General features: G+C 71.6%; 22 protein-coding genes. 11 read left to right on the top strand and 11 right to left on the bottom strand.

Going from position 1 to position 24,360, the window contains the following annotated elements; genetic code table 11:
* The first annotated feature begins 3 nt into the window (after positions 1-3).
* From SH922_RS08920 to SH922_RS08910, 3 genes are all read left to right on the top strand, one after another.
* Positions 4-1,338, top strand: coding sequence for an ABC transporter substrate-binding protein (locus SH922_RS08920; RefSeq protein ID WP_393056707.1), 1,335 nt, complete (start codon positions 4-6; stop codon positions 1,336-1,338).
* A gap of 150 nt (positions 1,339-1,488) precedes the next feature.
* A complete protein-coding gene (locus tag SH922_RS08915; RefSeq protein ID WP_393056705.1) occupies positions 1,489-2,319 on the top strand; it encodes a rhamnogalacturonan acetylesterase in 831 nt (276 codons plus the stop codon).
* A 65-nt stretch (positions 2,320-2,384) separates the two neighbouring features.
* Positions 2,385-3,722 carry a polysaccharide lyase family 1 protein gene (locus tag SH922_RS08910; protein ID WP_393056703.1) on the top strand — a complete coding sequence of 446 codons (1,338 nt, stop codon included), beginning with the start codon at positions 2,385-2,387 and terminating at the stop codon, positions 3,720-3,722.
* A gap of 69 nt (positions 3,723-3,791) precedes the next feature.
* Here SH922_RS08910 and SH922_RS08905 read toward each other — a convergent pair whose 3' ends face one another.
* The 10 genes from SH922_RS08905 to SH922_RS08860 all read right to left on the bottom strand — a co-directional run bounded on the left by SH922_RS08905 (position 3,792) and on the right by SH922_RS08860 (position 13,676).
* Entirely contained in the window at positions 3,792-4,640 is an 849-nt protein-coding gene (locus tag SH922_RS08905) for a pectate lyase (protein WP_393063499.1), read from the bottom strand.
* Between the two features lie 109 nt (positions 4,641-4,749).
* On the bottom strand, positions 4,750-5,472 hold the full coding sequence (locus SH922_RS08900; protein WP_393056701.1) for a hypothetical protein: 723 nt from the start codon (positions 5,470-5,472) through the stop codon (positions 4,750-4,752).
* Positions 5,469-6,041: a SigE family RNA polymerase sigma factor gene (locus SH922_RS08895; protein WP_393056699.1), complete on the bottom strand. Its 573-nt coding sequence runs from the start codon at positions 6,039-6,041 to the stop codon at positions 5,469-5,471. The genes SH922_RS08900 and SH922_RS08895 overlap by 4 nt, the downstream gene beginning before the upstream one ends.
* 238 nt (positions 6,042-6,279) lie before the next feature.
* Positions 6,280-7,731, bottom strand: a complete 1,452-nt coding sequence (locus SH922_RS08890) for a peptidoglycan D,D-transpeptidase FtsI family protein (RefSeq protein WP_393056697.1) — start codon at positions 7,729-7,731, stop codon at positions 6,280-6,282.
* Positions 7,732-7,823: 92 nt separating this feature from the next.
* A complete protein-coding gene (locus SH922_RS08885; RefSeq protein ID WP_393056695.1) occupies positions 7,824-8,483 on the bottom strand; it encodes a response regulator in 660 nt (219 codons plus the stop codon).
* Positions 8,480-9,733: a sensor histidine kinase gene (locus SH922_RS08880; RefSeq protein ID WP_393056693.1), complete on the bottom strand. Its 1,254-nt coding sequence runs from the start codon at positions 9,731-9,733 to the stop codon at positions 8,480-8,482. The genes SH922_RS08885 and SH922_RS08880 overlap by 4 nt, the downstream gene beginning before the upstream one ends.
* On the bottom strand, positions 9,730-10,746 hold the full coding sequence (locus SH922_RS08875; protein WP_393056691.1) for a hypothetical protein: 1,017 nt from the start codon (positions 10,744-10,746) through the stop codon (positions 9,730-9,732). The genes SH922_RS08880 and SH922_RS08875 overlap by 4 nt, the downstream gene beginning before the upstream one ends.
* Before the next feature lie 91 nt (positions 10,747-10,837).
* Positions 10,838-12,103 carry a phosphatase PAP2 family protein gene (locus SH922_RS08870; protein ID WP_393056689.1) on the bottom strand — a complete coding sequence of 422 codons (1,266 nt, stop codon included), beginning with the start codon at positions 12,101-12,103 and terminating at the stop codon, positions 10,838-10,840.
* Positions 12,104-12,429: 326 nt separating this feature from the next.
* Positions 12,430-12,903, bottom strand: coding sequence for a GNAT family N-acetyltransferase (locus SH922_RS08865; protein ID WP_393056687.1), 474 nt, complete (start codon positions 12,901-12,903; stop codon positions 12,430-12,432).
* Positions 12,904-12,905: 2 nt separating this feature from the next.
* Positions 12,906-13,676 carry an IclR family transcriptional regulator gene (locus tag SH922_RS08860; protein ID WP_219569419.1) on the bottom strand — a complete coding sequence of 257 codons (771 nt, stop codon included), beginning with the start codon at positions 13,674-13,676 and terminating at the stop codon, positions 12,906-12,908.
* Between the two features lie 155 nt (positions 13,677-13,831).
* Here SH922_RS08860 and SH922_RS08855 point away from each other — a divergent pair, with 155 nt between their 5' ends.
* Both SH922_RS08855 and SH922_RS08850 read left to right on the top strand, forming a co-directional pair.
* Positions 13,832-15,352, top strand: coding sequence for an aldehyde dehydrogenase (NADP(+)) (locus tag SH922_RS08855; protein WP_393056684.1), 1,521 nt, complete (start codon positions 13,832-13,834; stop codon positions 15,350-15,352).
* Positions 15,349-15,960 carry a DUF1349 domain-containing protein gene (locus SH922_RS08850; RefSeq protein WP_393056682.1) on the top strand — a complete coding sequence of 204 codons (612 nt, stop codon included), beginning with the start codon at positions 15,349-15,351 and terminating at the stop codon, positions 15,958-15,960. The genes SH922_RS08855 and SH922_RS08850 overlap by 4 nt, the downstream gene beginning before the upstream one ends.
* A 216-nt stretch (positions 15,961-16,176) precedes the next feature.
* On the opposite strand, the gene SH922_RS08845 is transcribed toward SH922_RS08850, so the two are convergent.
* On the bottom strand, positions 16,177-17,187 hold the full coding sequence (locus SH922_RS08845; RefSeq protein ID WP_393056680.1) for a zinc-dependent alcohol dehydrogenase family protein: 1,011 nt from the start codon (positions 17,185-17,187) through the stop codon (positions 16,177-16,179).
* Between the two features lie 101 nt (positions 17,188-17,288).
* Here SH922_RS08845 and SH922_RS08840 point away from each other — a divergent pair, with 101 nt between their 5' ends.
* From SH922_RS08840 to SH922_RS08815, 6 genes are all read left to right on the top strand, one after another.
* A complete protein-coding gene (locus tag SH922_RS08840) occupies positions 17,289-18,227 on the top strand; it encodes an AraC family transcriptional regulator (RefSeq protein ID WP_393056678.1) in 939 nt (312 codons plus the stop codon).
* 58 nt (positions 18,228-18,285) lie between these two features.
* Positions 18,286-18,771: a GNAT family N-acetyltransferase gene (locus SH922_RS08835; RefSeq protein ID WP_393056676.1), complete on the top strand. Its 486-nt coding sequence runs from the start codon at positions 18,286-18,288 to the stop codon at positions 18,769-18,771.
* 127 nt (positions 18,772-18,898) lie between these two features.
* The gene (locus SH922_RS08830; RefSeq protein WP_393056674.1) at positions 18,899-21,412 is read left to right on the top strand and encodes a Tox-REase-5 domain-containing protein; all 2,514 of its coding nucleotides are present in this window, start codon (positions 18,899-18,901) and stop codon (positions 21,410-21,412) included.
* Positions 21,413-21,484: 72 nt separating this feature from the next.
* Positions 21,485-22,204: a hypothetical protein gene (locus tag SH922_RS08825; protein ID WP_393056672.1), complete on the top strand. Its 720-nt coding sequence runs from the start codon at positions 21,485-21,487 to the stop codon at positions 22,202-22,204.
* A 275-nt stretch (positions 22,205-22,479) separates the two neighbouring features.
* A complete protein-coding gene (locus SH922_RS08820; protein ID WP_393056670.1) occupies positions 22,480-23,199 on the top strand; it encodes a DsbA family oxidoreductase in 720 nt (239 codons plus the stop codon).
* 93 nt (positions 23,200-23,292) lie between these two features.
* Entirely contained in the window at positions 23,293-24,354 is a 1,062-nt protein-coding gene (locus tag SH922_RS08815; RefSeq protein WP_393056668.1) for an aminotransferase class V-fold PLP-dependent enzyme, read from the top strand.
* Positions 24,355-24,360: the final 6 nt, after the last annotated feature.

Here is a 24,360-nt window from a genome sequence, read left to right as displayed (position 1 = left end):
ACCATGACCATCTCGAAGACGCAGCGGGGGCGTGCCGCGGCAGCGGTGTCCCTCGCGGCGGTGCTCGCCCTGACGGCGACCGCCTGCGGTGACGACGGCAGCAAGACCGGTACCGAGGGCAGCGGGAAGGGTGAGATCACCTTCTGGGACAACAACGGTGGTCCGCGCACCGCCATCTGGACCGAGATCATCAAGGACTTCGAGAAGAAGTACCCGGACATCAAGGTCAAGTACGTGCCGATCCCGATCGCCGACGTGCAGTCCAAGTACGACACGGCCACCGCGGGCGGCGGACTGCCGGACGTCGGTGGCGTGGGCACCGCCTACCTGGCCAACATGGTCTCGCAGGAGGCCCTCGAACCGCTCAACGACCGGATCAAGGGCTCCGCTCTCAACGGCAAGCTCGTCGAGGGCATGGTCGCGAGCGTCAAGGACGCGGGCGGCCGGGGCGACGACATGTACACCGTGCCGACCTCCGCCAACAACGGCGCCCTCTGGTACCGCACCGACCTGTTCAAGGCGGCGGGCCTCGAAGCGCCCACCACCTGGGCCAACTTCTACAAGGCGGCCGAGAAGCTCACCGACTCCAAGGACAACAAGTTCGGCTACACCATCCGCGGTGGCGCCGGCTCCATCGCCCAGGCGATCGACGCGTCGTACGGCCAGTCCGGCATCACGGAGTTCTGGAGCGGCGACAAGACGACGCTCAACGACCCGAAGAACGTCGCCGCGCTGGAGAAGTACGTGGCGCTGTACAAGAAGACGACACCCGCCGCCGACCTCAACAACGACTTCACCAAGATGGTCGCCCAGTGGGACACCGGCACCATCGGCATGCTGAGCCACAACCTCGGCTCCTACCAGGACCACCTGAAGGCGCTGGGCAAGGAGAAGTTCGCCGGCATACCGAACCCGATCGGTGACAGCGGCACCCGGGTCCAGGTCTCCAACCCGGTCGACGGGCTCGGCATGTTCCGGGCGAGCAAGAACAAGACGGCGGCCTGGAAGTTCATCGAGTTCGCCGCCTCGCACGAGTCGAACAGCAAGTGGAACGAGTCCGCGGGCGCCATTCCGGCCAACACCGAGGCCGCCAAGGACCCGTGGATCAGCGCCGCCGAGCCGACCGAGCTCGCCGCGAAGGCCCTCACCGACGGCTCCACCAAGATCGTGCAGCTGCCGTACTACCTGCCGGACTGGAACAACATCAGCAAGGCGGACAACGAGCCCGAGTTCCAGAAGCTGCTGCTCGGCAAGGTCACGGCCAAGGCCTTCCTGGACAAGATCGCGGACGAGCTGAACAAGGCCCAGAAGGAGTGGAAGGAGATCGGCAACGGCTGATCGGCTGCTCGCCAGGCCGACACCCCGGTGACCGGGGACCGGCGGCGGTTCGGGTCGCGTCCCGCCGCCGGTCCCCTCTCCTCCTGCACTCCGTACCGCCGTACGCCCGCGTACGCACCGCTACGCATCCATGAGAGAGGCAGCTTCACCGTGTCACTCACCCGCAGGCAGACCGTCGCCGCCGCCGTCACCGCGCTGCCCCTGGTACTCGCCACCGGCACCGCAGCGGCGGCGCACAGCCCGGGCGGCCGCCCCCGCCCCCGTACCCTGCACATCGCCGGCGATTCGACGGCCGCGCAGAAGTACGCCGACGCGGCACCCGAGACCGGCTGGGGGATGGCCCTGCCGTTCTTCCTGGGCCGCCCGCTGACAGTCGCCAACCACGCGATGAACGGCCGCAGTTCGAAGAGCTTCATCGACGAGGGCCGGCTCGCCGCACTGCTGGAGGGGGTCCGCGAGGGCGACCTCCTGCTGATCCAGTTCGGTCACAACGACGAGAAGACCGAGGATCCGGCCCGGGGCACCGACCCGTACACCACCTACCAGGACTACCTGCGCGAGTACGTGCGCGGTGCGCGGTCCCGCCGGGCGCGGCCGGTCCTGCTCACCCCGGTCGAGCGCCGCCGCTTCGCCGCCGACGGCACGGCGAAGCCCAGCCACGGCGAGTACCCGGCCGCGATGCGCGCGCTGGCCGCCGAGGAGCGCGTACCCCTGCTCGACCTCCAGGCGCTCACGCTCGCGCGCTGGCAGGAGCTCGGCCCCGACGGCACGTTGGCGTACTTCAACTGGCTGGAGCCGGGCCAGTCGCCCAACTACCCCGACGGGCAACAGGACAACACGCACTTCCGGCCCCGCGGAGCCGTCGAGGCCGCGCGGCTCGTCGCCCGGGCCCTCGTGGCCGGGCAGGTACTCGCCCCGCGCGACGTACGCCGCACCGATTCCGCGATCCCGCTCGAGTGGATCACCTGGCCGCAGGCCTGACCCCGGCCGCCCCGCTTCTCCTCACCTCACTTCACAGCTCCCTCCTCACCACCGAAGGATCCGCCATGCCCGCACGCATCTGTCATGCCCGCGCCATTGCCTTGGTGATGGGCTGCGCCTCCCTGGCGCTCGCCGTGTCCGTCCCCGCCCAGGCCACCGGCCACCCGGGCGGCTCCGGCCACCACAAGGGCGTCGACCGTGCCGTCCTCGCCAAGGGCGACGGCTGGGCCGCCGCCGAGGGCTCCACCACCGGTGGCGCCGCCGCAACACCCGACCACATCTACACCGTGAGCAACCGGGCCGAACTCATCGCCGCCTTCGAGGACGCGGGCGACGCGCCGAAGATCATCAAGATCGACGGAACCGTACACGGGAACTCCGACGCCGAGGGCACCCCGATCGACTGCGAGGCGTACCAGACCGACGGCTACACCCTGGACAAGTACCTCGCCGCCTACGACCCGGCCACCTGGGGCCGCGCAGAGGTCCCGTCGGGCCCCCTGGAGGACGCCCGGCTCGCGTCCGCCACGTTGCAGAAGGCCGCGGTGAACGTCTACGTCCCGTCCAACACCACGCTCGTCGGGGTCGGCAAGGACGCGACGGTCATCGGCGCCAGCCTCCAGATCCAGAACGTCTCCAACGTCATCGTCCGGAACATCTCGTTCGAGGACACCTACGACTGCTTCCCCCAGTGGGACCCCACGGACGGTGAAACCGGCCACTGGAACTCCGAGTACGACAACCTCGTCGTCTACGGCTCCGACCACGTCTGGGTCGACCACAACACCTTCAGCGACGGAGACCGCCCCGACGCCGGCCAGCCCCGCTACTTCAACGAGCTGTACCAGCAGCACGACGGGCTATTCGACATCGTCAAGGGCGCCGACCTGGTCACCGTCTCGTGGAACGTCCTCAAGGACCACGACAAGACGATGCTCATCGGCAACAGCGACGGGGCCGGCGCGACCGACACCGGCAAGCTCCGGGTCACCCTGCACCACAACCTCTTCAAGGACGTGAACGAGCGCGCCCCCCGTGTCCGCTTCGGACAGGTCGACTCCTACAACAACCACTTCGTCGCCACCACGGGCAGCGTCTACGGCTACACGTACGGCATCGGTGCCAAGTCCCAGCTCGTCGCCGAGCACAACGCGTTCACCCTCGGCGCCGGATTCGACCAGGCGAAGATCCTCAAGAAGTGGTCCGAGTCCTCGCTCACCGCCGCGGACAACTACGTCAACGGCCGCCGGACGGACCTCGTCGCCGTCCACAACGCGGGCGTCCCCGCGGAGCAGCTCACCACGGGCGCCGGCTGGACGCCGACCCTGCGCACCAGGATCGACCACCCGCGCGCCGTCCCGGCCCTCGTCGACCGGGGCGCCGGAGCGGGCCGCCTGCGCTGACCGAGGACGACGAGAAAGGGGTGGGCGGGCCGTCGGCGGCCCGCCCGCCCCATTCTCGCGCCCGGTCTCCTAGTCGTAGGAGAGGTCCGACGCGGAGTACTTGCAGTACGTGCCGTCCGGCCCGCTGCCCGTCTCCGTCGGCTCGTCACCGTCGTCATTGCCCGTGTAGCGGACGCACGGCTTGATCTTCTTGCTGCTGTCGCCGTGGATCCGTACGGACCTCAGCGTCGCGGTGTCCCCGTAGTTGGTGTTGATCCCTACCAGGGCTTTGCCCGGCGCCGTCACGTCGACGTCGCTGACCGCGATCGTGCGCTTGTACTGCGTGGAGCAGTTGCCGCACGACCGGACGAGCTTGCCGAAGTCCGAGACCTGGAAGCCGCTGATGGTCAGCGTGCCCGCGCCGTTGAACTGGAAGACCTTGTCGTCGGCCTTCCTGGCGCCGCCGCCGGTCACCTTGTACGTGGCGCCCGACGAGGTGCCCTTGAAGGACGCCGCGTCCTCGCCGACGTCCTCCCACCACACGTTCTGAATCGTGCAGCTGCCCTTGCAGTGAATGCCGTCGGCGGCCGGAGAGCCGACGACGACGTTCTTCAGCACCGCCCCGTCGGCCAGTTCGAAGATCGGATCCTGGCCCTCGTCCTGACCGCCGTCACCCAGGTCCCCGCTTCCGTAGAAGCGCTTCAGTCCGCCGTCGTACGTGCCCGAGACCTTGATGGTCGCCGAGACGGCCTGCGAACCCGAGGGCGTCGGCCATGCGGCGGCCGCGGCGGCGGTGGGAGCCGCCTCGGCCGACTGGACCAGCAGGCCGGTGGTGAGCGCGGCGCCGGTGAGGGAGAGCGCGGTGGCCGAAGCGGCGATCATGCGGCGGCGGCCGGTGCGCCGTGCATGACTGCCGTGCAGTGCGGCTCGTTTCTTCATGTCGGTGTCCCGTTCCTCGATGGTGGGGGGAGCGTTGCGCTTCTTGGTCGCCACCGCGGGGGACAAGGGTTGCCGGGTTCCGCCGTCTTCTTTCCGTCCGGCCGTCCGGTCAGTGGTCCGGGCCGAAGTAGTCGCCCACCGAGGCCCGTTCACCGGAAACGCGGACCGCGTGTGCGGTCAGGTAGTCGCCCGCGGCGTCCCGTTCACCCTCGGCGTGGTTGTACTGCCCCGCGAACGTATGGGTACCGGCGGGGACGGTCCGGCCCGGCTTCAGCGCCCATCGGTAGACGAGATAGCCGCCGTCCTCCGTCGCCGACACGGTGAAGTCCTTCTCGGGCAACGAGCGCCAGGAACCGGTGCTGTTCACCCCGCCGGTGAGGGCGATCCGCAGCTCCACGGTGAGCGCGGACAGCGGCCGGGCCGTCCGCAGCGTCACATCGCTCTGCGCCCAGTACGCGTTGGAGTGCGGGTCGACAGCACCGTCCGTCCACAGCGGCCCGTCCTCGGTACGCAGCGCCCCGAGGCCGGCGGGCGGCGTCGCGGCCGCGGCGGAGGAGGACGCCGGGGGCGCCGCCACCCGCTCCCCGTGAGGTCCGTCGTCCCCACCGGCGGAGGTGACGGCGAGGGCGCCGAACGCCAGCACTCCGCAGACCGCGGCCGTCGCTCCCGCGATCCGCAGCCACGGCGCCGCTCCGCGCGGCGGACGCACCACGCGGGCCGGCGGGCGGCCCCCGGCCATACCGCGCTCGACCCGGGCCAGCATCCGCTCCCGTTCGGGGCGGTGCGCCTCGGCGGCCTCCCGCAGCCGCACGGACAGCTCCTCGTCCTTCACCGGTCTCCTCCGCTGGGCTGCGCCGCGACGGCCGCCTGCATGTGCGTGCCGGGCGGCTGAGGACCCAGCAGCCGCTGCAGTTCCGCGACGGCACGCGAGGTCTGGCTCTTCACCGTACCCACCGAGATTCCGAGCACCAGAGAGGTGTCCCGCTCCGAGAGGTCGAAAGCGTGCCGCAGCACCACACAGGCACGCTTGCGGAACGGCAGTCTGCGCAGCGCTCCCTGGACGTCGACGACGGCCGGCACGTCCGGATCGTCGACCGCCTCCCCACTGCCGCGGGGCGCCCAGAACAGCGCGATCCGGCGCCGCTCGCGCACCGCACTGCGGATCCGGGTCCTCGCCATGTTGGCGACGACGCCGCGCGCGTACGCCACCGGATGGTCGGCGTCCCTGACCCGGTCCCAGCGGTGCCAGAGTGCCAGCAGGGCGTCGGCCGCCAGATCGTCGGCGGCATCGGCCTCACCGGTCAGCAGATGGGCCAGCCGGGCGAGTTCGGCGTAATGGGCCTCGAAGAACTCATGGAACTCGGCGGCAGCGGCATCGGCATGGTCGATGGATGTGCCCACAGCTACCTCATCTCTGCGCTCGAATCCCGGTGCCTGCGTGGTCGGGCTGTGTACGTTCCCAGCCGCTGCCCACGGCGGGCGGCGGGGCGAGAGCGTACCAGCGCTCCGCGGAAGCGCTTCGACGCGGGTGCGTAACCAAGTAAGGCGTAACAGGGCGAAAACCTGAAGGGGCCGGGACACAGCGAACGTCCCGGTACCCCGAAAAGCTCGGGGTACCGGGACGTTGCGCGACCCCCGCCTACCGCTGCAGCGCGGCCTTCATCATCTTCTGGGCGATCGGCGCCGCGAGGCCGTTGCCGCTGACCTCCGACGCCGACGAGCCCGAGTCCTCCACGATCACCGCGACCGCGACCTCCTGGCCGCTGGAGTCGTCCTTCGCGTACGAGGTGAACCACGCGTACGGGGTGTTGCTGTTGCCCACGCCGTTCTCGGCGGTGCCCGTCTTGCCGCCGACCTCGGCCCCGTCGATCCGGGCGTTGGTGCCGGTGCCCTCCTCCACGACGGTCACCATCGCGCTGCGCAGCTGCTCGGCCGTGGACGGGGACACGATCCGCGTCATGTCTCCGTCCTCGAAGTCCTCCAGCGTGCCGCCGTCCCCGTCCGTCACCTTGGAGACCATGTGCGGTGCGGCCAGCTCGCCGTCGTTGGCGAGGGCCGCGGAGACCATCGCGATCTGGAGCGGCGTCGCGGTGACCTCGAACTGGCCGATGCCGCTCAGCGCCGTCTGCGCCTTGTCCATCCCGGACGGGTAGACGCTCTTCGAGGCCCGGACCGGCACATCGAGCTTCTCGGTGTTGAAGCCGAACTTCTCCGCCATCGCCCGCACCTTGTCCTGGCCGAGATCGGCGGCGACCTTGCCGAAGACGTTGTTGCAGGAGTACTGGAGCGCCACGCGCAGCGTCGCGTTCTCGCAGGGGGCGGTGGCGCTCTCGTTCTTGAGGACGGTGCTGGTTCCGGGCAGCGTGTACGGGACGGGGCTCTTCGTGGGCTCGTCGACGGAGCTGTACAGCCCGTTCTCCAGCGCGGCCGATGCCACCACCAGCTTGAACGTCGAGCCGGGCGCCAGTGGCTGCCGCATCGCGCGGTTGACCAGCGGCTTGTCCGGGTCGGCGAGCAGCTTCTGCCAGGTGTCGCCGTCCGTCGTCCCGCTGATGCCGGAGGGGTCGTAGGACGGAGAGGAGACCATCCCCAGGATCTGCCCGCTCTTCGGGTCGATCGCGACGGCCGCGCCCTTGTCGTCCCCGAGCGCGTCGTACGCCGCCTTCTGGACATCGGGGTCGATCGTCGTCAGCACGTTGCCGGGTGTGCTCTGCTTGCCGGTCAGCGCGTCCAGCGGATTCTTCAGCCGGGTGTCGGTGCCGTCCAGCACCTTGCTGTAGATCCCCTCGAGCTGGGTGGAGCCGTAGGCCTGCGAGCCGTAACCCGTGACGGCCGCGTAGAGGTCGCCTTCCTTGTAGGTGCGCTTGTACGCGAGATCGCTGCCCTCCGTCTTCTTCGATCCGGTGACCGGGGAGCCGGCCACGATGATGTCGCCGAGCGGCTGCGCGTACTGCGCGATGGTGTTCCGCCGGTTGTGGTCGTTTTCTGCGAGCGCCCGGGCCTGGTACGCCTGCACCCAGGTCGCGCGCCCCAGCAGGGCGAGGACCAGCAGCAGGGAGAAGACCGAAGCGCGCCTGATCGTCTTGTTCATCCCGCTGGTGGGACGAGCGGGATGCCGCACTCCGTTCCCGGCTGTGCCGTTTCTCACCGATTCCTCATCAATTCCGCCGTGCCCCGTCGGGGTCAGCCGGGCGTGATGAACCCCGACTCGTACGCCGCGATGACCGCCTGGGTGCGGTCCCGGGCGCCGGTCTTCGCGAGGACGGCCGCCACGTGGCTCTTCGCCGTCGCCTGGCCCACCCTCAGCCGGGTGGCGATCTCCGCGTTGGTCAGGCCTCTCGCCATCAGCCGCAGCACGTCCGCCTCCCGGCCCGTGAGCCTGGCCGCCCAGGGCGGTGCGGCGGACGGCTGCCGCTTCCCGTACGCGGCCGCCAGACCCCGCACCGCAGCGGGGAAGAGCAGCGAGTCGCTGCGGGCGACCAGCCGTACCGCCTGCACCAGGTCCTCGGCCGCCGCCCGCTTGAGCAGGAAACCCGACGCCCCGGCGCGCAGCGCGTCGTACACATAGGAGTCGTTCTCGAACGTGGTGACGACGACGATGCGGGGGGCCGGGTCGAGCGTGGCCAGGATCCGCTCCGTCGCCCGGATCCCGTCGATCTCCGGCATCCGCACATCCATCAGCACCACGTCGGGGCACAGTGCGCGCACCACGGAGACGGCCTCCGCGCCCGTCGACGCCTCTCCGACGACCTCCAGGCCGGTCTCGGCGTCCAGGATGACCCGCAGGGCGGTGCGGACCATGCGTTCGTCGTCGGCGATGACGATCCGGACGGGCGTGCTCATCGCGGCTCCTGTGCGGGGGTGTGCAGGGGGAGGCGGGCGGTCAGCCGCCACCCGCCGTCGTGCGGTCCGGCCTCGGTGCGGCCGCCGAGCAGTACGGCCCGTTCGGCGATGCCGCGCAGCCCCAGGCCGCCGCCGGGGCGCACCACCGCCGGCCGTGCGGGCAGCGGACTGTCCAGGACGATCTCCAGCTCCCCGGTGCGCACCGTGATCCGCAGCCGCACCGGTTCACCGCGTCCGCCGTGCCGCAGCGCGTTGCTCAGCCCTTCCTGCACGATCCGGTACGCCTCGCGCGACACCACTGCGGGGGCCGTGCCCGTCTCGCCGTCGGCGGCGTACGCGACAGGCAGCCCGCAGTGCGCCAGCAATCCCTCCAGCGCGTCGAGCCCCGGGCCGGACGGCGTGTCCGGCGCCCCGCCGTCGTCCTTGCGCAGCAGTCCCAGAACGGTGTCGAGTTCACCGACCGTGCGCCGCGTCGTCTCCTCGATCGCGGTCAGCGCGGCCCGGACGAACTCCGGGTCGCTGTCCAGAACCCTGCGGGCCGCGCCCGCCTGGAGGGTGACGGCGCTGAGCGCGTGGCCGACCGAGTCGTGCAGTTCGCGGGCCAGCCGGTTGCGGACCGCCAGTTCGGCCGCGCGGCGCTCCGCGGCGGCCAGCCGGTCGTCGGGGGTCGGGCCCAGCAGCACCGGCGCCCGGTTCGCCAGCAGCGCCCCGGCCGCCGCCGCGCAGCCGGCCAGGGCCACCAGCATCGCGATCCCGGCGAGGGGCGCCAGGGCCAGCACCCACGTACGGTCCAGCGCCTCGGGCAGGTCCAGCACGGGGGAGTCCCGCACGGCCGCGAAGAACGGCAGCCCCATGACGCCCACGGCGAACGGGACCAGCGCCAGCGTCATGCCGCTGATGACACCGCCGAGCCCCACGTGCAGGGTGAACCAGGCCGCCGAACGGATCCTGGCCTGCCGGGTCCTGGCGGGCCCGTCCGCCAGTGGCCGGTCCGCCGGCAGACCGCACAGGGCGCGGGCGACGGCCGCCGAGAGCGGCCGGGCGAGCGGGAGGAGCGCGGTGACCGCGGCCATCGGCAGGGCGTAGGCGAACGCGGTCAGCTGGCCGGCCGGCGAGGTGAAGACATCGGCTTCCGGGCGGTACACGCCGACGACGACCGTGCCGACCAGGAAGTACGGCATCAGCAGGGCGCCGCCGATGATCAGATGCAGCCAGCGCCGCCGGGCCCGCCGGCCGAGCAGCGGCGTCACGCCCGCGGGCCCGCCGGTCGTGTCGTGGCCGCGCGCTCCGCCAGGAAGTACGCGCCCAGAGCCACCACCAGCGTCCCGACCAGCATCTGGACAGCGTAGATCAACACCATGGCGGGGGTGGGCCGTTCCGCGATGTCGTCGACGGGGACCAGCGAGGCGATGCTCATCCAGCCGCCCCAGCAGGCCGTCGCCCCCGAGCCGCCCCAGGCCAGGGCGAGCGGCACGCGCAGCGGAAGCGCGGAACGGCGGAAGGCGAGCAGCAGGACGCCCGTGACGGTGGCGGCGACGAAGAACAGATGGACCGCTTCGAGGACGTAGAAACCGCTGGTGCGCTCCGCGGCGCGGGCCTCGCTGAGCCCCGCGGGCGAACCGGTGGCCCAGAGCAGGTGCACGGCGGCGGGCGCGAGGGCGATCAGCGAAGCGGTGACGGCGGCCGCCCGCAGTGCGGGTGCGGTGGGGCTGCTGGGCAGCTCGCGCAGCGCACCCTGCCAGAGATGGCCCCAGCGGTCCCGGGCGTACAGCGCGAACAGGGCGCCCAGGGACAGCCCCTGGAGGATGAAGCCGCCGTAGACGACGCCGAAGACCCACTCCTGAAGGAAGGGCCGGCCGGATTCGTCCTGCACGATGTCACCGCCCAGGGCGGCCACCAACAACTGCAGCGGATAGCCGGTCATGATCGGCAGCAGCAGCCCGGTCGCCACCCACATCGGCAGGGCGAGCAGCCAGGCGGGTACCCGGCGGCCCCAGGCCTGGGTGAGGAGCAGCGCGATGACGACGACCGCGCTGTCCATCAGGACCGACCCGATGTTCCCGACGACGAGAGCGGTGCTGTGGTCGAGGAGCTCGCTGCCCTCGGGGATCCCGAGGTGACTGCCCGAGATCCAGGCGGTCTTGAGGACGATGTAGGGCAGGCAGGCGACGATCGCGACGGTGCGCAGCGCGGCGCGGAGACGGTCGGTGACCGGGGTGGCGGCTTCCGGTGCGGGAGCGGGTGCGAGAGGTGTCCGTGTCATGGCACCCACGCTGCCGCGCGGCCCGTCCGGGCACGTCGTGCCTGGCGACGATCCGTCTCCGCCGTCCGGCGGAGACGGAACGCCGCAGCGCTCAGACCAGTTCGGGCTGCAGCTCCGGCTGCCGCACCGCCGGTGCGGGCTTCGGGTCCCATTGCCTGGTGGTCCGCACATACGCGTAGATCACCGACACCATCGCCAGAACGAGCAGGGGGCCGGACAGCCACGGATGGGCGGCCATCGGCGTCGACAGATAGCGGGCGGCCACCAGGATCGCGGTGAAGACCGTCGCGCCGTAAGCGACCAGCTGGGTTCCGGACCGGTCCCAGCCGCGTTCGAGCGAGCGCAGGGCCGTCTCGATCGTGAGGGTGAAGATCACACCGGTGATGATGTCGATGCCGTAGTGGTAGCCGAAGCCCAGCGTCGCGGCGAGTGTGGCGATCAGCCAGAACGCGCCCGCGAACTGCAGGAACCGGGGGCCCTTGCGGGAATGGATGAAGATCGTGGTGGCCCACGCCGTGTGCAGGCTGGGCATGCAGTTGCGCGGGGTGAAGTCGTCGAACGGCATGTGCTGCGGGCCGCTGCCAGGAGGCATCGTGTCGGGCCACAGGTTGGCCACGGCCCAGTGCCCGCCGTCGGCGCCGTAGGCGAAGACCGGTCCGACGACCGGGTAGATCATGTAGATGGCCGGTCCGAGGAGGCCGATGACCAGGAAGGTGCGCACCAGGTGGTGGGACGGGAAGCGGCGTTCGGCCGCGACGTTGCGCAGCTGGTACATCGCGACGACGACCGCGGCCACCGCGAGCTGGGTGTAGACGGAGTCGAGGAAGACCTCGCCGAACGAGCCGGTGGACCTGACCAGCCGGCCCACCAGCCACGAGGGGTTGCCCAGTGCGTGGTCGGCGGTCGCCACGTACTGGTCGAGCACCAGCGGGCGGGTCTTGGAGGTGATGAGCAACCAGGTGTCGCCGGTCTTGCGGCCGGTCACCAGGAGCAGGCCCAGCCCGACGCCCTTCAGCAACAGGAGGCGTTCCCGGCCGGTGCGGCGGGTGACGGCGATCACCGCGCACCCCAGGATCACCCACAGTGCGCCGTTGCCGAAGGGGTGGCCGTGGGTCACCGGCGCGTCGGCCACCCAGCGCACCAGCAGGATGACGAGGTCGATACCGATCGCGGTCCCGATCGCGATGAACCGCTGCCGCCAGGTGAGGACCACCATCATCAGGCCCATGCTGCCGTACAGCAGGAAACCCGAGGCGGGGGCGACCACGACCTCTCGCGCCTGGCTGGCGATCGGCCCCGGCAGACCGTAGTGACGCGCGGCGATCTCCAGAGCGACGAGGAACCCGAGTCCCACCACCGCTACCGCGGCATAGAGCGCCGTTCGTGGCCGACGCCAAGTGCCGGGCGTATTTCCGTCGGTTATTCGCGAAAACACCCGCGATGCTATAGGTATCAAGAGTTTGGCCGATTTGTTAGATGTTGGTGGAGTAGGTCACGTCGTGGGGCACTTGTCGCGCCGGGCAGCACGGTTCGCCGGTGATGGTTGGACGATGAGGTAAATCGCCATGAATTCGAGCATGTTATCGGAGTGGTGTTCGATGCCTCGATGGTCATGGCGGATCGCGCGGCGGGCCGGCCGGCCCGCCGCGCGGGACGGGGCGGCGGTTCTCACCCGGGCAGGTCTCAGCCGGGCAGGGTGAACAGCAGTTCGTCCGTCTCCTCGCCGCGCGCGTGCGCGTAGCCGTGGTCCTCGCCCGTCACGACGAACCCGCACTTCTCCAGCACCCGCCGCGAGCCCGTGTTGTCGGCCGCGGCGCGCGCGTACAACGGGCGTTCCGGTACGACGTCGAGCAGTGCGCCCAGGGCGGCGGTGGCCAGACCGCGGCCCCAGCGCGCCCGGTCGATCCAGTACGTGACCTGACGGTCGTCCGGCGCCCCGTACGCCCCGGCGCTGCCGACCACCGCACCGTCCGCGAGCACCGTGCGCATCACGACGGACGGGTCCGCGAGAATGCGCGCCCAGTGGGCGTCGAACGCGTGCCGGTCGCTCGGGTCCTCACTGGTGAAGGCGGCCGTGCGGACCGACTCGGGGTCGGACATCCAGGCGAAGAACAACGGCAGGTCGGCGCCCTGCACCGCGCGCAGTGAGACATCCACGGTCAGAGCCTGCGGGTGGCGAGAGTCAGCCGGTCGCGTGCGTCGAACAGGGCGTCCTTGACCATCTGCTCGTGCGCCGGTGTGAGCCGGGCGACGGGCACCGAGCAGCTGATGGCGTCCCGGGCCGGGGTGCGGTACGGGACCGCGACGCCGAAGCAGCGCAGCCCCAGGGTGTTCTCCTCGCGGTCCACGGCGTAGCCCTGTTCGCGGATCAGGTGCAGCTCCTCGATGAGCTTCTCCCGGTCGGTCAGGGTGTGTTCGGTCAGTGCGGGGAGCGTCTCGGGCAGCATCTTGCGCACCTGCTCGTCGCTGTGGGTGGCCAGCAGCGCCTTGCCGAGCGAGGTGGAGTGCGCGGGCAGCCGGCGGCCGACGCGGGTGAAGGGGCGCAGGTAGTGCTGGGACTGGCGGGTGGCGAGGTAGACCACGTTCGTCCCGTCGAGCCGGGCGAGGTGGATGGTCTCCGTGGTGTCGTCGGAGAGCCGGTCCAGGGTGGGGCGGGCGGCCGCGACCACCTCGTCGCCGTCGATGTACGAGGTGCCGACCAGCAGTGCGCGCACCCCGATCCCGTACCGCGTCCCGGTCGCGTCCGTCTCCACCCAGCCCAGCTCGACCAGGGTGCGCAGCAGCATGTAGAGGCTGGACTTGGGGTATCCGACCGCTTCCTGCACCGCGGCGAGCGAGTGCATGCCCGGCCGCCCGGCGAAGTACTCCAGCAGCTCCACCGTCCGTACCGCGGACTTGACCTGTGCCCCACCAGACTCGGCAACCGACATCGCCCTACGCCCCTTCCAGCCCACTTACGAAACCCTGCGACTTCTTGCCAACACCGAACGCCCGGAAATAGAGTCGCTTCATATTCACGATCAGGAACTCTGTTCAGAATACCGAACAACTTCTGATGTGTGGCAGTGGAGCGGAAGGAAACACGGTGGCAGCAGCACCAGTCTGGAGCGTCGACCCCCGCACCGGGAACCCGCGCGAGCAGGTTGCGGTGGAGGCTACAGCGGAGGAGGTCGACCGCGCGGTCCGGGCCGCTCACGCCGTACGCGGCTCCCTCGCCGACCGCACCGTGCGCGCCGCGTTCCTGCGCACCGCGGCCGATCTGCTCGTCGAGGCCGGTGAGCACGTCATCGAGGCCGCCGACGCCGAGACGGCGCTCGGCCCGGCCCGGCTGACCGGCGAACTCGCCCGCACCGCGGCCCAGTTGCGTGCCTTCGCGGAGGTCGTCGACGAGGGCGCGTACCTCGACATCCACATCGACCACGAGGACGCCACCCGCACCCCGCCGTGGCCCGACCTGCGCCGTTACAAGATCCCGCTCGGCGTCGTCGCCGTCTACGCGGCCAGCAACTTCCCGCTCGCCTTCTCCGTACCCGGCGGCGACACCGCCAGCGCCCTCGCGGCCGGCTGCCCGGTCGTGATCAAGGCGCACCCCGACCACCCCGCGACCTCCGAACTGTGCGCCTCCGTGCTGCGCCGGGCCGCGGCGCAGCACGGGCTGCCCGAGGACGTCGTCACCCTCGTGCACGGCTTCCAGGCGGGCGTCGAACTGGTCAGGCACCCGCTCGTCAGCGCCGCCGGCTTCACCGGCTCCATCCGCGGCGGCCGCGCCCTCTTCGACGCGGCGGCCGCACGGCCGGTCCCCATCCCCTTCCACGGCGAGCTCGGCTCCCTCAACCCCGTCGTCGTCACCGAGGCGGCCGCCGCCGAGCGCGGCGAGCAGATCGGTGCCGGGCTCGCGGGCTCGATGACCATGGGCGCGGGCCAGTTCTGCACCAAGCCCGGATTCGTCCTGGCCCCCGCGGGCGAGGCCGGCGACCGGCTGCTGAAGTCCCTCACCGGGGCGGTCAGCGACACCGAGGCCGGAGTCCTGCTCGACCACCGCATGCGCGACGCCTTCCTCGCCGGAGTGAGCGAGCGGGCCGCACTCCCGGACGTGGAGGCCCCGGTCACCCCCGGAGCCGGCGGCGAACACACCGTCGCGGCCGGCTTCCTGACCGTACCGGCGCAGCTGCTCGCCACCGAGGGCCCGCACGACGCGCTCCTGGAAGAGTGCTTCGGCCCGGTCACCGTCATCGCCCGCTACACCTCCGAGGACGAGATCACCGCGGTCCTGTCCCGCCTGCCCGGCAACCTCACCGCCACCCTCCAGATCGCCACCGAGGAAGCCGACGGCAGCGCCGCCGCACTCCTGGACGCACTCACCCCGCTCGCCGGACGCGTCCTGGTCAACGGCTGGCCGACCGGCGTCGCCGTCGCACCCGCCCAGCACCACGGCGGCCCCTACCCGGCCACCACCTCCACCTCCACCTCGGTCGGCGCCACCGCGATCGAGCGCTGGCTGCGCCCGGTCAGCTACCAGACCACCCCCGATGCACTGCTCCCGCCGGAGCTCCGCGAGGACAATCCGCTGGGCCTGTCCCGCCGCGTGGACGGACGTCGCTCATGACCCTGCAAGTTCCCGAACTCCCTTTCGGCCTGGAGTCGTTCGGCCCCGCCACGGGCTGGAACTACCAGGACGGCGTACTCACGGGCCGCGCCGGCGCCCGGCAGGACCGCTTCGTCGCGCCGGACGGCGAGAGCCTCGACTCGGTGAGCGATGCTCCCCGGCTGCTGGGCACCGCCCCGGAGGGTGACTTCCAGCTGATCGCCCGGGTGAAGGCCGGCTTCGCCGCCGCCTTCGACGCGGGGGTCCTGTACCTCCACGTCGGCGACCGGGAGTGGGCCAAGGTCTGTCTGGAGCTCTCCCCGGACCGCCCCACGATCTGCACCGTCGTCACCCGCGGTCACTCCGACGACGTCAACTCCTTCGTCGTGGACGGCGACACCTACTGGCTGCGCCTGAGCCGCACCGGCAACGCCTTCGCCTGCCATGCCTCGCCCGACGGTGAGAAGTGGACCTTCGTCCGCGTCTTCGCCCTGGGTGATCCGGAACGGGCCGCCACCGCGTCCATCGGCTTCCTGGCCCAGTCGCCCACGGGCGACGGCTGCGAGGTCTCCTTCGACCGGATCGAGTTCCGGCCGACGGGGATCGCCGACCTGCGCGACGGCAGCTGACCTCGCGGCTGAGGCGGTAGCCGCCTCCCGGGCCTGGGCTCGGGGAGGCGGCTACCGCCATGAGGCGGGACCGAGTCCTTGACCGGGGGCGTCGTTCCTGTCGGGTGGTGCTGTCCTCGCGGACCGGCGCCACCCGGCAGGCTGCTCGCTCATCGGGGCCGGTTCACGCCGCTTCGTCCCGGACGAGTGCCGGCTCATGGAGCGACCGGCCGCCTGTCAGTGCCGGACCGTCACCACGATCTTCCCGATGTGCGCATCGGACTCCATGAGGCGGTGCGCGTCCGCCATCCGCTCCAGACCGTCGAACGTGGCACCCACCACGGGAGCCAGCGCACCACTGCGGAGGCCGGAACCGAGGAAATGGGCAGCCCGGCGACGGCCGGCCGGATCGGCCGACAGGTCGAGATTGTTGTAACCGATCACGGTCAAGGGCCAGTTCGTCGGCAGCACGGCCGGCCGCCCGTCCAGCCACCCGTACACGATCAGCGTCCCGTCGTGCGCCGCCGCCTCACCCAGCGTGGCGAGTCCGGGTCCGCCGATCGCGTCGAAGATCAGCTCGGCGCCCTTGCCGCCGGTGATGCGCCCGACCTCCTTCACCACGTCCTCGTCGTCCGTCGTGACGACATGGGCTGCCCCCGCGGCGAGCAGCCGCTGCTTCTTGGCTGCGGTACGGGTGGTGGCGATCGGGATCGCCCCGATCCGCTCGGCCACCTGAAGAGCAGCCGTGCCGACCCCGCTCGATGCCCCGGTGATCACCACATGGTCGCCGGGGCGCAGCCCGCCCTTCTCCAGCAGGGCGCCGTAGGCGGTGGAGTACGTCAGCCAGGCGGCGGCCGCGTTCACCGCATCCACGCCCGCGGGGCGGTGGAGCACGTAAGCGGCCGGAACCACCACGCGCTCGGCGTAGAGACCGTGGCCGCTCAGCTCCTTCTCGGGAGTGGCCATCACGAGGTCGCCGGGCGCGAAGTCGCTCACTCCCGTACCGACGGCTTCGACGACTCCGGCCGCCTCGTAGCCGTTGCGGGAGGCAGGCAGTGTCGGCTGGTAGAAGTACGTGCCCGCGCGGAAGAGCGCCTCGGCCCGGTTGAGGCCCAGCGCCTCGACCCGGATGAGCACCTCGCCGGGGCCGGGTGCGGGCAGCGGCACCTCTTCGACGGTGAGGACGTCCGGATCACCGGTGGTGTGGAAGAGGACGGCCCTGGTGGTGGGTGATGCTGTGTTCGTCATGGTCATCACCGTACGAACCCGGTTCGAGACGATCCATATCTCAGAAGCGCCTCTCCATGTCTGTTCGTCTCCTGCAGCTGTGTCGTGGATAGGCTGGAGTCATGGATGTCCTCAGCGACGTGATCACGGCCATGCGGGCCGGTCGTCCGCATTCCTCCCGCCGCAGCAAGTACGCCCCCTGGGGCATGAGGTTCCCCGCATCCGAGGGGGCCGGATTCCATGTGGTGCTCCAGGGCACGGCCTGGCTGATCCCGCCCGGCGAGGCTCCTGCGGTGCGGCTGGGCGTCGGTGACGTGGTGTTCCTCGCACACGGTCGAGGGCACGCGCTGGCCGACGACCCCGGCACGCCCCTGGACGATGTTGTCCCGGGCCCGGACGGCACCTGGCCGACGCCCGACGACGAGCCACCCTCCGACGCGGCGGCTCCGTCCGCCCAACTCCTGTGCGGTGCCTACAAGCTGAACCGGGCTCGCGCACATCCCCTGCTCACGCACCTGCCCGACGTGGTTCACCTCCCGGCCGGGATCGGCGCACACCCCGCGCTCCGCTCGGCGATCGACCTGCTCGGCGGCGAGCTCCGCACCCCGCTGCCCGGTTCCGACGCCGTGGTGCCCGCGCTGCTCGACACCCTGCTGCTGTACATCCTGCGCACATGGTGGCTGGAGGAGCAGGCGTCGCCCCGCGCGGACGGGCGCCCGGCGGGCTGGTCGGCGGCGCTGGCCGACCCGGCGGTCTCGGCGGCCCTGTCCGCCGTCCACGACGACCCGGCAGGCCCCTGGACCGTCGAGGAACTCGGCTCCCTGGGCGGCCTCTCCCGCGCCGCCTTCGCCCGGCGGTTCACCGCCCTGGTCGGTGAACCGCCGCTGGCCTATCTGACCTGGTGGCGGATGACGACGGCGGGCCGGCTGCTGCGGGCCGACGACGCACCCCTGCGCTCGGTCGCCCAACGGGCTGGTTACACCTCGGAGTTCGCGTTCGCCAAGGCGTTCAAGCGGGAGTACGGGATGGCCCCCGGGCAGTACCGCCGACAGGCGGGATGACTCCTCACGACCGCACGGCGGGGGCAACCGCCGGCCGGCCGGACGCGTCCCCTCCACCATGATCCGAACTGCGACGCCCGCCGACCTCGACGCCATAGTCCGCCTGCACACCGAGGCCCGGGCCACGTACTACAGCGGGCACCTTCCCGAGGAGGAGTACGCGGGCGAGGCCGAGGTCGGCCGGAGCCGGGGCGGCTGGGCCCGCGCCATCGACCGGGACGGCGCCACCGTGATCTGCGCCGAACCGGACGGCATACTCGCCGGCGTCGCGGCCTACGCCCCGCGCGACGGCATGATGCACCTCTCCCAGCTCCATGTGTCACCCGCCCACTGGCGCAAGGGAGTCGGGACCGCCCTGCACACCGCGTGCGTGGCCGCCTGGCAGCGGGACGGGGTGGCGGACGCCCGCCTGGAGGTGTTCGTCCACAACGTCCGCGCCCAGTCCTTCTACGCAGCGCACGGCTGGACGGCCGACCCGGATCACCCGAGGGCGGGCAGCCATCTGGTGCTGCGCCTCGCGGTGTCGGCTGCCGCGCACCAGTAGACGTGAGCGCAGGCCCAGCGACGCTGGGACCCGAGTTGGGTCCTGGGGCCCATGACGGCGGGTCCCGGGGCCCGTAGCCTGAGAAATCGTCATTCTGCCTCCGGGCAGTGCTGGTGGGGGGCGAAGCATGTCTGCGACAGGTGGCATATCCGCATACGGAGGCGTAGAACCCGCGCCCGGAACGGGGCGCCGGGCACTGCCCCGCCCCATGGGCGCGGCCCGGATGCTGCTGCATGTGCTGTTCGGTGCGACGCTGCTGGGCGGCGCCGGCCTGTTCGGCTCCGCGCTCGCCGCCGACGCGCTGAACGGCGTCGTGGTCGGCCTGCTGCTGTACGGGGCCGTCCCCGGGGTCGTGGGCTGGCTGCTCTCGCGGCGGGTGTGGACCGGCGGCCGGGGCGTGTGGGGCGGACTCGTCGCCGTACAGGTGTGGTTGATCATCGGTGGCGCGGCCAATGCCGCGGACGGATCGATGCACGGCTTCACGCAGGTGTTCCTGCCGGTGCTGATCCTGGTGTTCCTGACCCGGCCGGAGAGCCGTGAGTGGTTCCGGCTCTCGGAGCGGGAACGGGAGGACAAGCCGGACTTCTCGCTGCCCCACATGATCACGTGGCGCCGCGACCGGGGGCAGTCGACCCTGGAGTACGTCGGGCTGGTCATGCTCGTCGCGGCCATCGTCGTGGCGTTGCTGCTGAGCGGCGTGGGCGGCCCGATGGCGGACCGCTTCCGGGCCGCGGTCTGCTCCGTCACGGGTACGTCCTGCCCGGCGACGGGCACCGGCAGCGACACGGTGAACGCGGGTGACAGCGCGGGCGGCGCGGATGCGGGCGGCGCGGACGAGGGCGCCACGGTGGTCGGCGGTGCGGACGGGGGCGGCACGGACGGCGGCGGTGCCGCCGGAGGCGCGTCCACCGGTACGGGCGGAGCCGGCGGCGCGGGAGCGGGCGGCACCACTGAGGGCGCCACCGAGGGCGGGGCCGGAGGCGCCGGGGGTTCCACCGGCGGACCGGCCGGATCCGAGACCACTGGGGGATCCGAGACCACTGGGGGATCCGAGACCACTGGGGGAGCGGACACCACCGGCGGTACCGACACCACCGGCGGCCCCGACGGGTCCGGCACCGACAGGCCCGGCACGGAAACCTACCCGGAGACCGCCGCCGAACCCGAGGCCGAGTACGACGACATCCCCGCCTCGGGCGAGGACGACTCGGGGGACTCCGGTGACTCGGGCGACGGGGAGGACAAGGAGGACTGCGGCGGCTGGGGCTTCTTCGGCTGCGCCTGGGACCGCGGCACCCAGGTCGTCGAGGGCGTCTTCGTGGACGGCATCTGGGGCGACGTGACCGGGGTCATCGACCTCTTCAAGCCCTCGACCTGGTCCGGTATCGCCGACTACGGCAAGCAGCTCGGCGGCCAGTGGATGGACGACTCCAAGGACGCCGCAAGCAAGTGGGACAAGGGCGACTACTTCGGCGCGGTCGGCGACTGGGGCAAGGCGTCGTTCAACACCGTGGTCAAGGTCGGCGACGACATGTTCGTCGGCGACGACGTGCGCGAGCGGTGGAACAACGGGCAGAAGACCCGCGCCGTCACCGACGTCGTGTGGAACGTCGGCTCCCTGTTCATTCCCGGGTACGACGTCGCGAAGGTGATCGGCAAGACCAGCAGGCTCGGCCACATCGGCAAGATCGCCGCCGACGTGGCGGAGGCCGCCGAGGACGCGGGGGCGGCCTCGCGCAGGGCACGCAAGGCGGCCGAGGCCGGGGACGTCGACGGCGCCCGCAAGGCGGCGAAGGAGGCCGACGAGGCCGCCGACAAGGCCGAGGACTCGGCCCGTAGGACAGGCTGCTCCATCGCCTCAGGACCCCTCGGACCCAGGACGCGCTACGGGGGCACCGGCGTCGCCGGATCCGGAACCGGGGTGCTCGCCGCAGGCCCGCCCGGCCACGTGATCCTCGCCGACGACGGCTGCGACAGGGCGGCCGAGGCCAAGGCGAAGGAGGCCCGCGACCAGGAACGTGCCGCCTGGACGGACAAGAAGCGCGCCGAGGAGGCCGACCGAGCGGCCAAGGCGCTGGCGAAGAAGAAGCCGTGGCCGGACGCCAAGCGCAACGACACCTCCGACCCGCGGAACTACAACTCGCCCGACTGGGCCAAGGACCTGAAGGACCCGGAGCTCGGATCGGCCGACGCGGGCGACGGGTACTGGGGGAGCCGCGACCGCAACCCCAAGCCCAACTGGAAGAACGAGTCGTGGCTCCGCTACCAGGAACAGATCACCGGCACCAATCGCGGCAAGGAGTACATCGTCGCCAACCCCAAGGAGGGCAAACCTCCGGTGGAGTACGACGGTTGGGACTCCGGCAGGCAGACGTTCCTGGAGGCGAAGAACGGTTACAAGAGCTACCTGTCGAAGGGCGACAAGGGAACGCTCACTCCGTCCGGCCGGGAGAAGTTCGTCAAGGAGGCGACGGAGCAGGTCAACGCCTCCGGAGGGCGTCCGGTCGAATGGCACTTCTCCGACCCGGACGTCGCCAAGGCGGCCCGGAAGGCCTTCCGTGACGAGGGCCTCCCGATCAAGGTCGTCTACAGCAAGCAGAACCCGGAGCTGAGCACGAGGAAGCCCGGGGCCTTCGACTAGCCTGGGGCGCGCGCCGATCCGCGCGGGTTGCGGGCGGGGACCTACGACGGCTCACGACGGTGGAGGCAGGACATGCGACGTGTGGTGCGGGGCTTCTGGGGACCCCGGAAGGAGTCGCCCCTGGAGCTCGCGGGACGCTGGAAGGCGATGCTGGACGCGCTGCCCGCACTGCTTCCGGAGGCCGGTTCCGCCCCGGCAGGACAGCCGTGGACCTGGACCCACCACCACGCCTCCGGCCGCCCCACGGAACTCCGGTCCGACGAGGCGGAGCTGGCAGCCGCGCTGCAGGCCGACCACGACTCCCCGCAGACCTCGGACGGAGCGGGCCTGAGCCTGGCGAGCACGGGCGGGCCGGGCTGGGAGATCAGCGTCTCCGGGCGCGCCGGCGGTGAGTCGGAGTACGTGACCCAGGCCGTCGTGCTGACGGTGCTCTCCCCGGACGGCGCCGAGGTCCCCGAGGCCGCACTGCTCGCACTGATCGCGGACGTCTGGCAGCCGGACATCGGCGATGTGACCGACGACGACCTGCTCGACGCCCTGGAGGACGACGCCGGCTACGACTACACGCTCTCCCAGCTGTGCGTCGGCCGGCTCGGCTACCTCTCCCCGGGGCGTGCGGCGCTGGCTCCCGACGGTGTGGGCAGGGCCCGCAAGGAACTGCCCGGGGCGGGCGTGCTCCTCGACATCGCACCGCCCGGGGACGTCGAGGCCGTCGTGGACGCCTATGTGCGCCTGCGCGACGCCGGTGCGCTGGAACCTCTGCCTCGCCCGATGAACCGCACCGCCCTCTAGCAGGACCGCGAACCGCACCGCCCTCTAGCAGGACCGCGAACCGCACCGCCCTCTAGCAGGACCGCGAACCGCACCGCCCTCTAGCAGGACCGCGAACCGCACCGCCCTCTAGCAGGACCTCCCGTTTCGCCCGGCCTCGCTGTGAGCCGGACCGCGCTCCGCCCCAGGGACACGGCCCGGGGAATGACGGGCACCCGATGTGCGTTTCCCGGTGAGCGGAGGGTCCCTCCGCGCTGTGGGAGCAGCCGCACGAGAGCCTGGAGAGAAGAAGAGTCATGCGCGTCGAGATCTGGAGCGACATCGCCTGCCCGTGGTGCTACATCGGCAAGGCCCGGTTCGAGAAGGGCCTGGCAGGCTTCGCCCACCGCGACGAGGTCGAGGTGGTCCACCGCTCGTTCGAGCTCGACCCCGGGCGCGCCAAGGGTGACACGGCGCAGGTCATCGACATGCTGGCGCAGAAGTACGGGCGCACCCGCGAGGAAGCGCAGTCGATGGAGGCGAACGTCGCGGCCAACGCGCAGGCCGAAGGCCTCGGCTACCGCACCGAGGGCCGTGACCACGGCAGCACCTTCGACATCCACCGGCTGCTGCACCTGGCGAAGGCCCGCGGCCGTCAGGACGAGCTGCTGAACCTGGCCTACCGGGCGAACTTCGCCGAGGAGCGTTCCGTCTACGACGACGGGGTGCTGGTCGAGCTGGCCGTCGAGGCCGGTCTCGACGCCGACGAGGCCCGCGCGGTGCTGGCCGACCCGCAGGCGTACGCGGCCGAGGTGCGGGCCGATGAGCAGGAGGCGTCCGAACTGGGCGCCAACGCGGTGCCGTTCTTCGTGCTCGACCGGCGCTACGGGATCTCCGGCGGTCAGCCCTCCGAGGTCTTCGCCCAGGCGCTGGAGCAGGCGTGGAAGGACCGCCCGCTGACCGCGATCGGCGGGGACGCGGCGGCGTGCGACGCCGACGGGGCGTGCGAGGTTCCTCAGGCCGGAAGCAGCGCCTGAGTCCTACGGTCCCGCCGGCCATAAGCATTGCTTGGGCTTCCCCCTTAACTCTCGGCGATTGACTATGAGTTAAGGGGGCTACAGGCTGGGCGCATGATGATCTCTTCGCTCAGCAGTGCGGCGGCCGCCGAGTTCGCGCCGGAGACCGCCTACCTCAACACCTCCTCCTGTGGGCTGCTGCCCCGCCGTACCGTCGACGCGGTGCGAGCCCTCGCCGAGGGGAACACCACGGGTCGCAGGGACGGTGCGGGCGACTTCGAGGCGGTGGACGGGGCCCGGGGCGGGTTCGCGCGGCTCGCCGGTGTCGACGCCGGGCGGGTCGCCGTCGGCAGCTCGGTCGCCGTTCATGTCGGGTTGATCGCCTGCTCGCTGCCTGCCGGGGCCGAAGTGCTGGCGCCCGAGGGGGAGTTCAGCTCGGTCGTCACCCCGTTCGCGGTCCGTGGCGACCTGCGGATGCGGTACGTCCCGCTGGCGGAGCTGGCCGACGCGGTGCGCCCCGAGACCGCGCTCGTCGCCTTCTCCTCCGTGCAGTCCGCCGACGGCCGGCTCGCCGACCTGGACGCGGTGCGGGCGGCGGCCGCCGCCCACGGTGCCCGTACGCTGCTGGACGCCACCCAGTCCGCGGGCTGGCTGCCGCTCGATTCCGGGGCGTACGACTACACGGTCGCGGGCGGCTACAAGTTCCTGCTCTGCCCGCGGGGTGCGTCGTTCCTCACCGTCACGGAGGAGGCGCAGGAGTCCCTGCCGCCGGTCTTCGCCGGCTGGGTCGCGGCCGAGGACCCGTGGGGCAGCACCTACGGGCCGGTCGCGAAGCTCGCCCCCGATGCCCGCCGCTACGACGAGCCGCCCGCGTTCCTCTCGTACCACGGCGCCGAGCACTCCCTCGCGCTGCTGAACGAGATCGGCATCGACGCCCTCCACGGCCACGCCACCGGGCTGGCGGCCCGCTTCAGGGCCGGTCTGGCCGGACTGGGGCACGAGGCCGTGCCGGCCGAGACGGCCGTCGTCGGAGTGCCGGGACTCGGTGACCGGGCGCCGGTGCTGGGGCGGGCCGGGGTGATGGTCTCCAACCGGGCCGGCAATCTGCGGGCGGCCTTCCACCTCTACAACACCGAGGCCGATGTGGACCGCGCGCTGGACGTGCTCTCCGGCTGACGCGCG

This window comes from Streptomyces sp. LN549 (assembly GCF_043203805.1).
GTDB lineage: Bacteria > Actinomycetota > Actinomycetes > Streptomycetales > Streptomycetaceae > Streptomyces.
The sequence above is the reverse complement of the archived record's forward strand: the minus strand, read 5'-3'. Positions and strand labels throughout refer to the sequence as shown.

Excerpts from the sequence above, each read along its gene's own strand:
- SH922_RS08920 (WP_393056707.1), top strand. The coding sequence starts at position 4 with ATGACCATCTCGAAGACGCAGCGGGGGCGTGCCGCGGCAGCGGTGTCC.
- SH922_RS08910 (WP_393056703.1), top strand. The coding sequence starts at position 2,385 with ATGCCCGCACGCATCTGTCATGCCCGCGCCATTGCCTTGGTGATGGGC.
- SH922_RS08905 (WP_393063499.1), bottom strand. The coding sequence starts at position 4,640 with ATGAAGAAACGAGCCGCACTGCACGGCAGTCATGCACGGCGCACCGGC.
- SH922_RS08890 (WP_393056697.1), bottom strand. The coding sequence starts at position 7,731 with ATGAACAAGACGATCAGGCGCGCTTCGGTCTTCTCCCTGCTGCTGGTC.
- SH922_RS08885 (WP_393056695.1), bottom strand. The coding sequence starts at position 8,483 with ATGAGCACGCCCGTCCGGATCGTCATCGCCGACGACGAACGCATGGTC.
- SH922_RS08875 (WP_393056691.1), bottom strand. The coding sequence starts at position 10,746 with ATGACACGGACACCTCTCGCACCCGCTCCCGCACCGGAAGCCGCCACC.
- SH922_RS08860 (WP_219569419.1), bottom strand. The coding sequence starts at position 13,676 with ATGTCGGTTGCCGAGTCTGGTGGGGCACAGGTCAAGTCCGCGGTACGG.
- SH922_RS08850 (WP_393056682.1), top strand. The coding sequence starts at position 15,349 with ATGACCCTGCAAGTTCCCGAACTCCCTTTCGGCCTGGAGTCGTTCGGC.
- SH922_RS08845 (WP_393056680.1), bottom strand. The coding sequence starts at position 17,187 with ATGACGAACACAGCATCACCCACCACCAGGGCCGTCCTCTTCCACACC.
- SH922_RS08840 (WP_393056678.1), top strand. The coding sequence starts at position 17,289 with ATGGATGTCCTCAGCGACGTGATCACGGCCATGCGGGCCGGTCGTCCG.
- SH922_RS08835 (WP_393056676.1), top strand. The coding sequence starts at position 18,286 with ATGATCCGAACTGCGACGCCCGCCGACCTCGACGCCATAGTCCGCCTG.
- SH922_RS08830 (WP_393056674.1), top strand. The coding sequence starts at position 18,899 with ATGTCTGCGACAGGTGGCATATCCGCATACGGAGGCGTAGAACCCGCG.
- SH922_RS08825 (WP_393056672.1), top strand. The coding sequence starts at position 21,485 with ATGCGACGTGTGGTGCGGGGCTTCTGGGGACCCCGGAAGGAGTCGCCC.
- SH922_RS08820 (WP_393056670.1), top strand. The coding sequence starts at position 22,480 with ATGCGCGTCGAGATCTGGAGCGACATCGCCTGCCCGTGGTGCTACATC.
- SH922_RS08815 (WP_393056668.1), top strand. The coding sequence starts at position 23,293 with ATGATGATCTCTTCGCTCAGCAGTGCGGCGGCCGCCGAGTTCGCGCCG.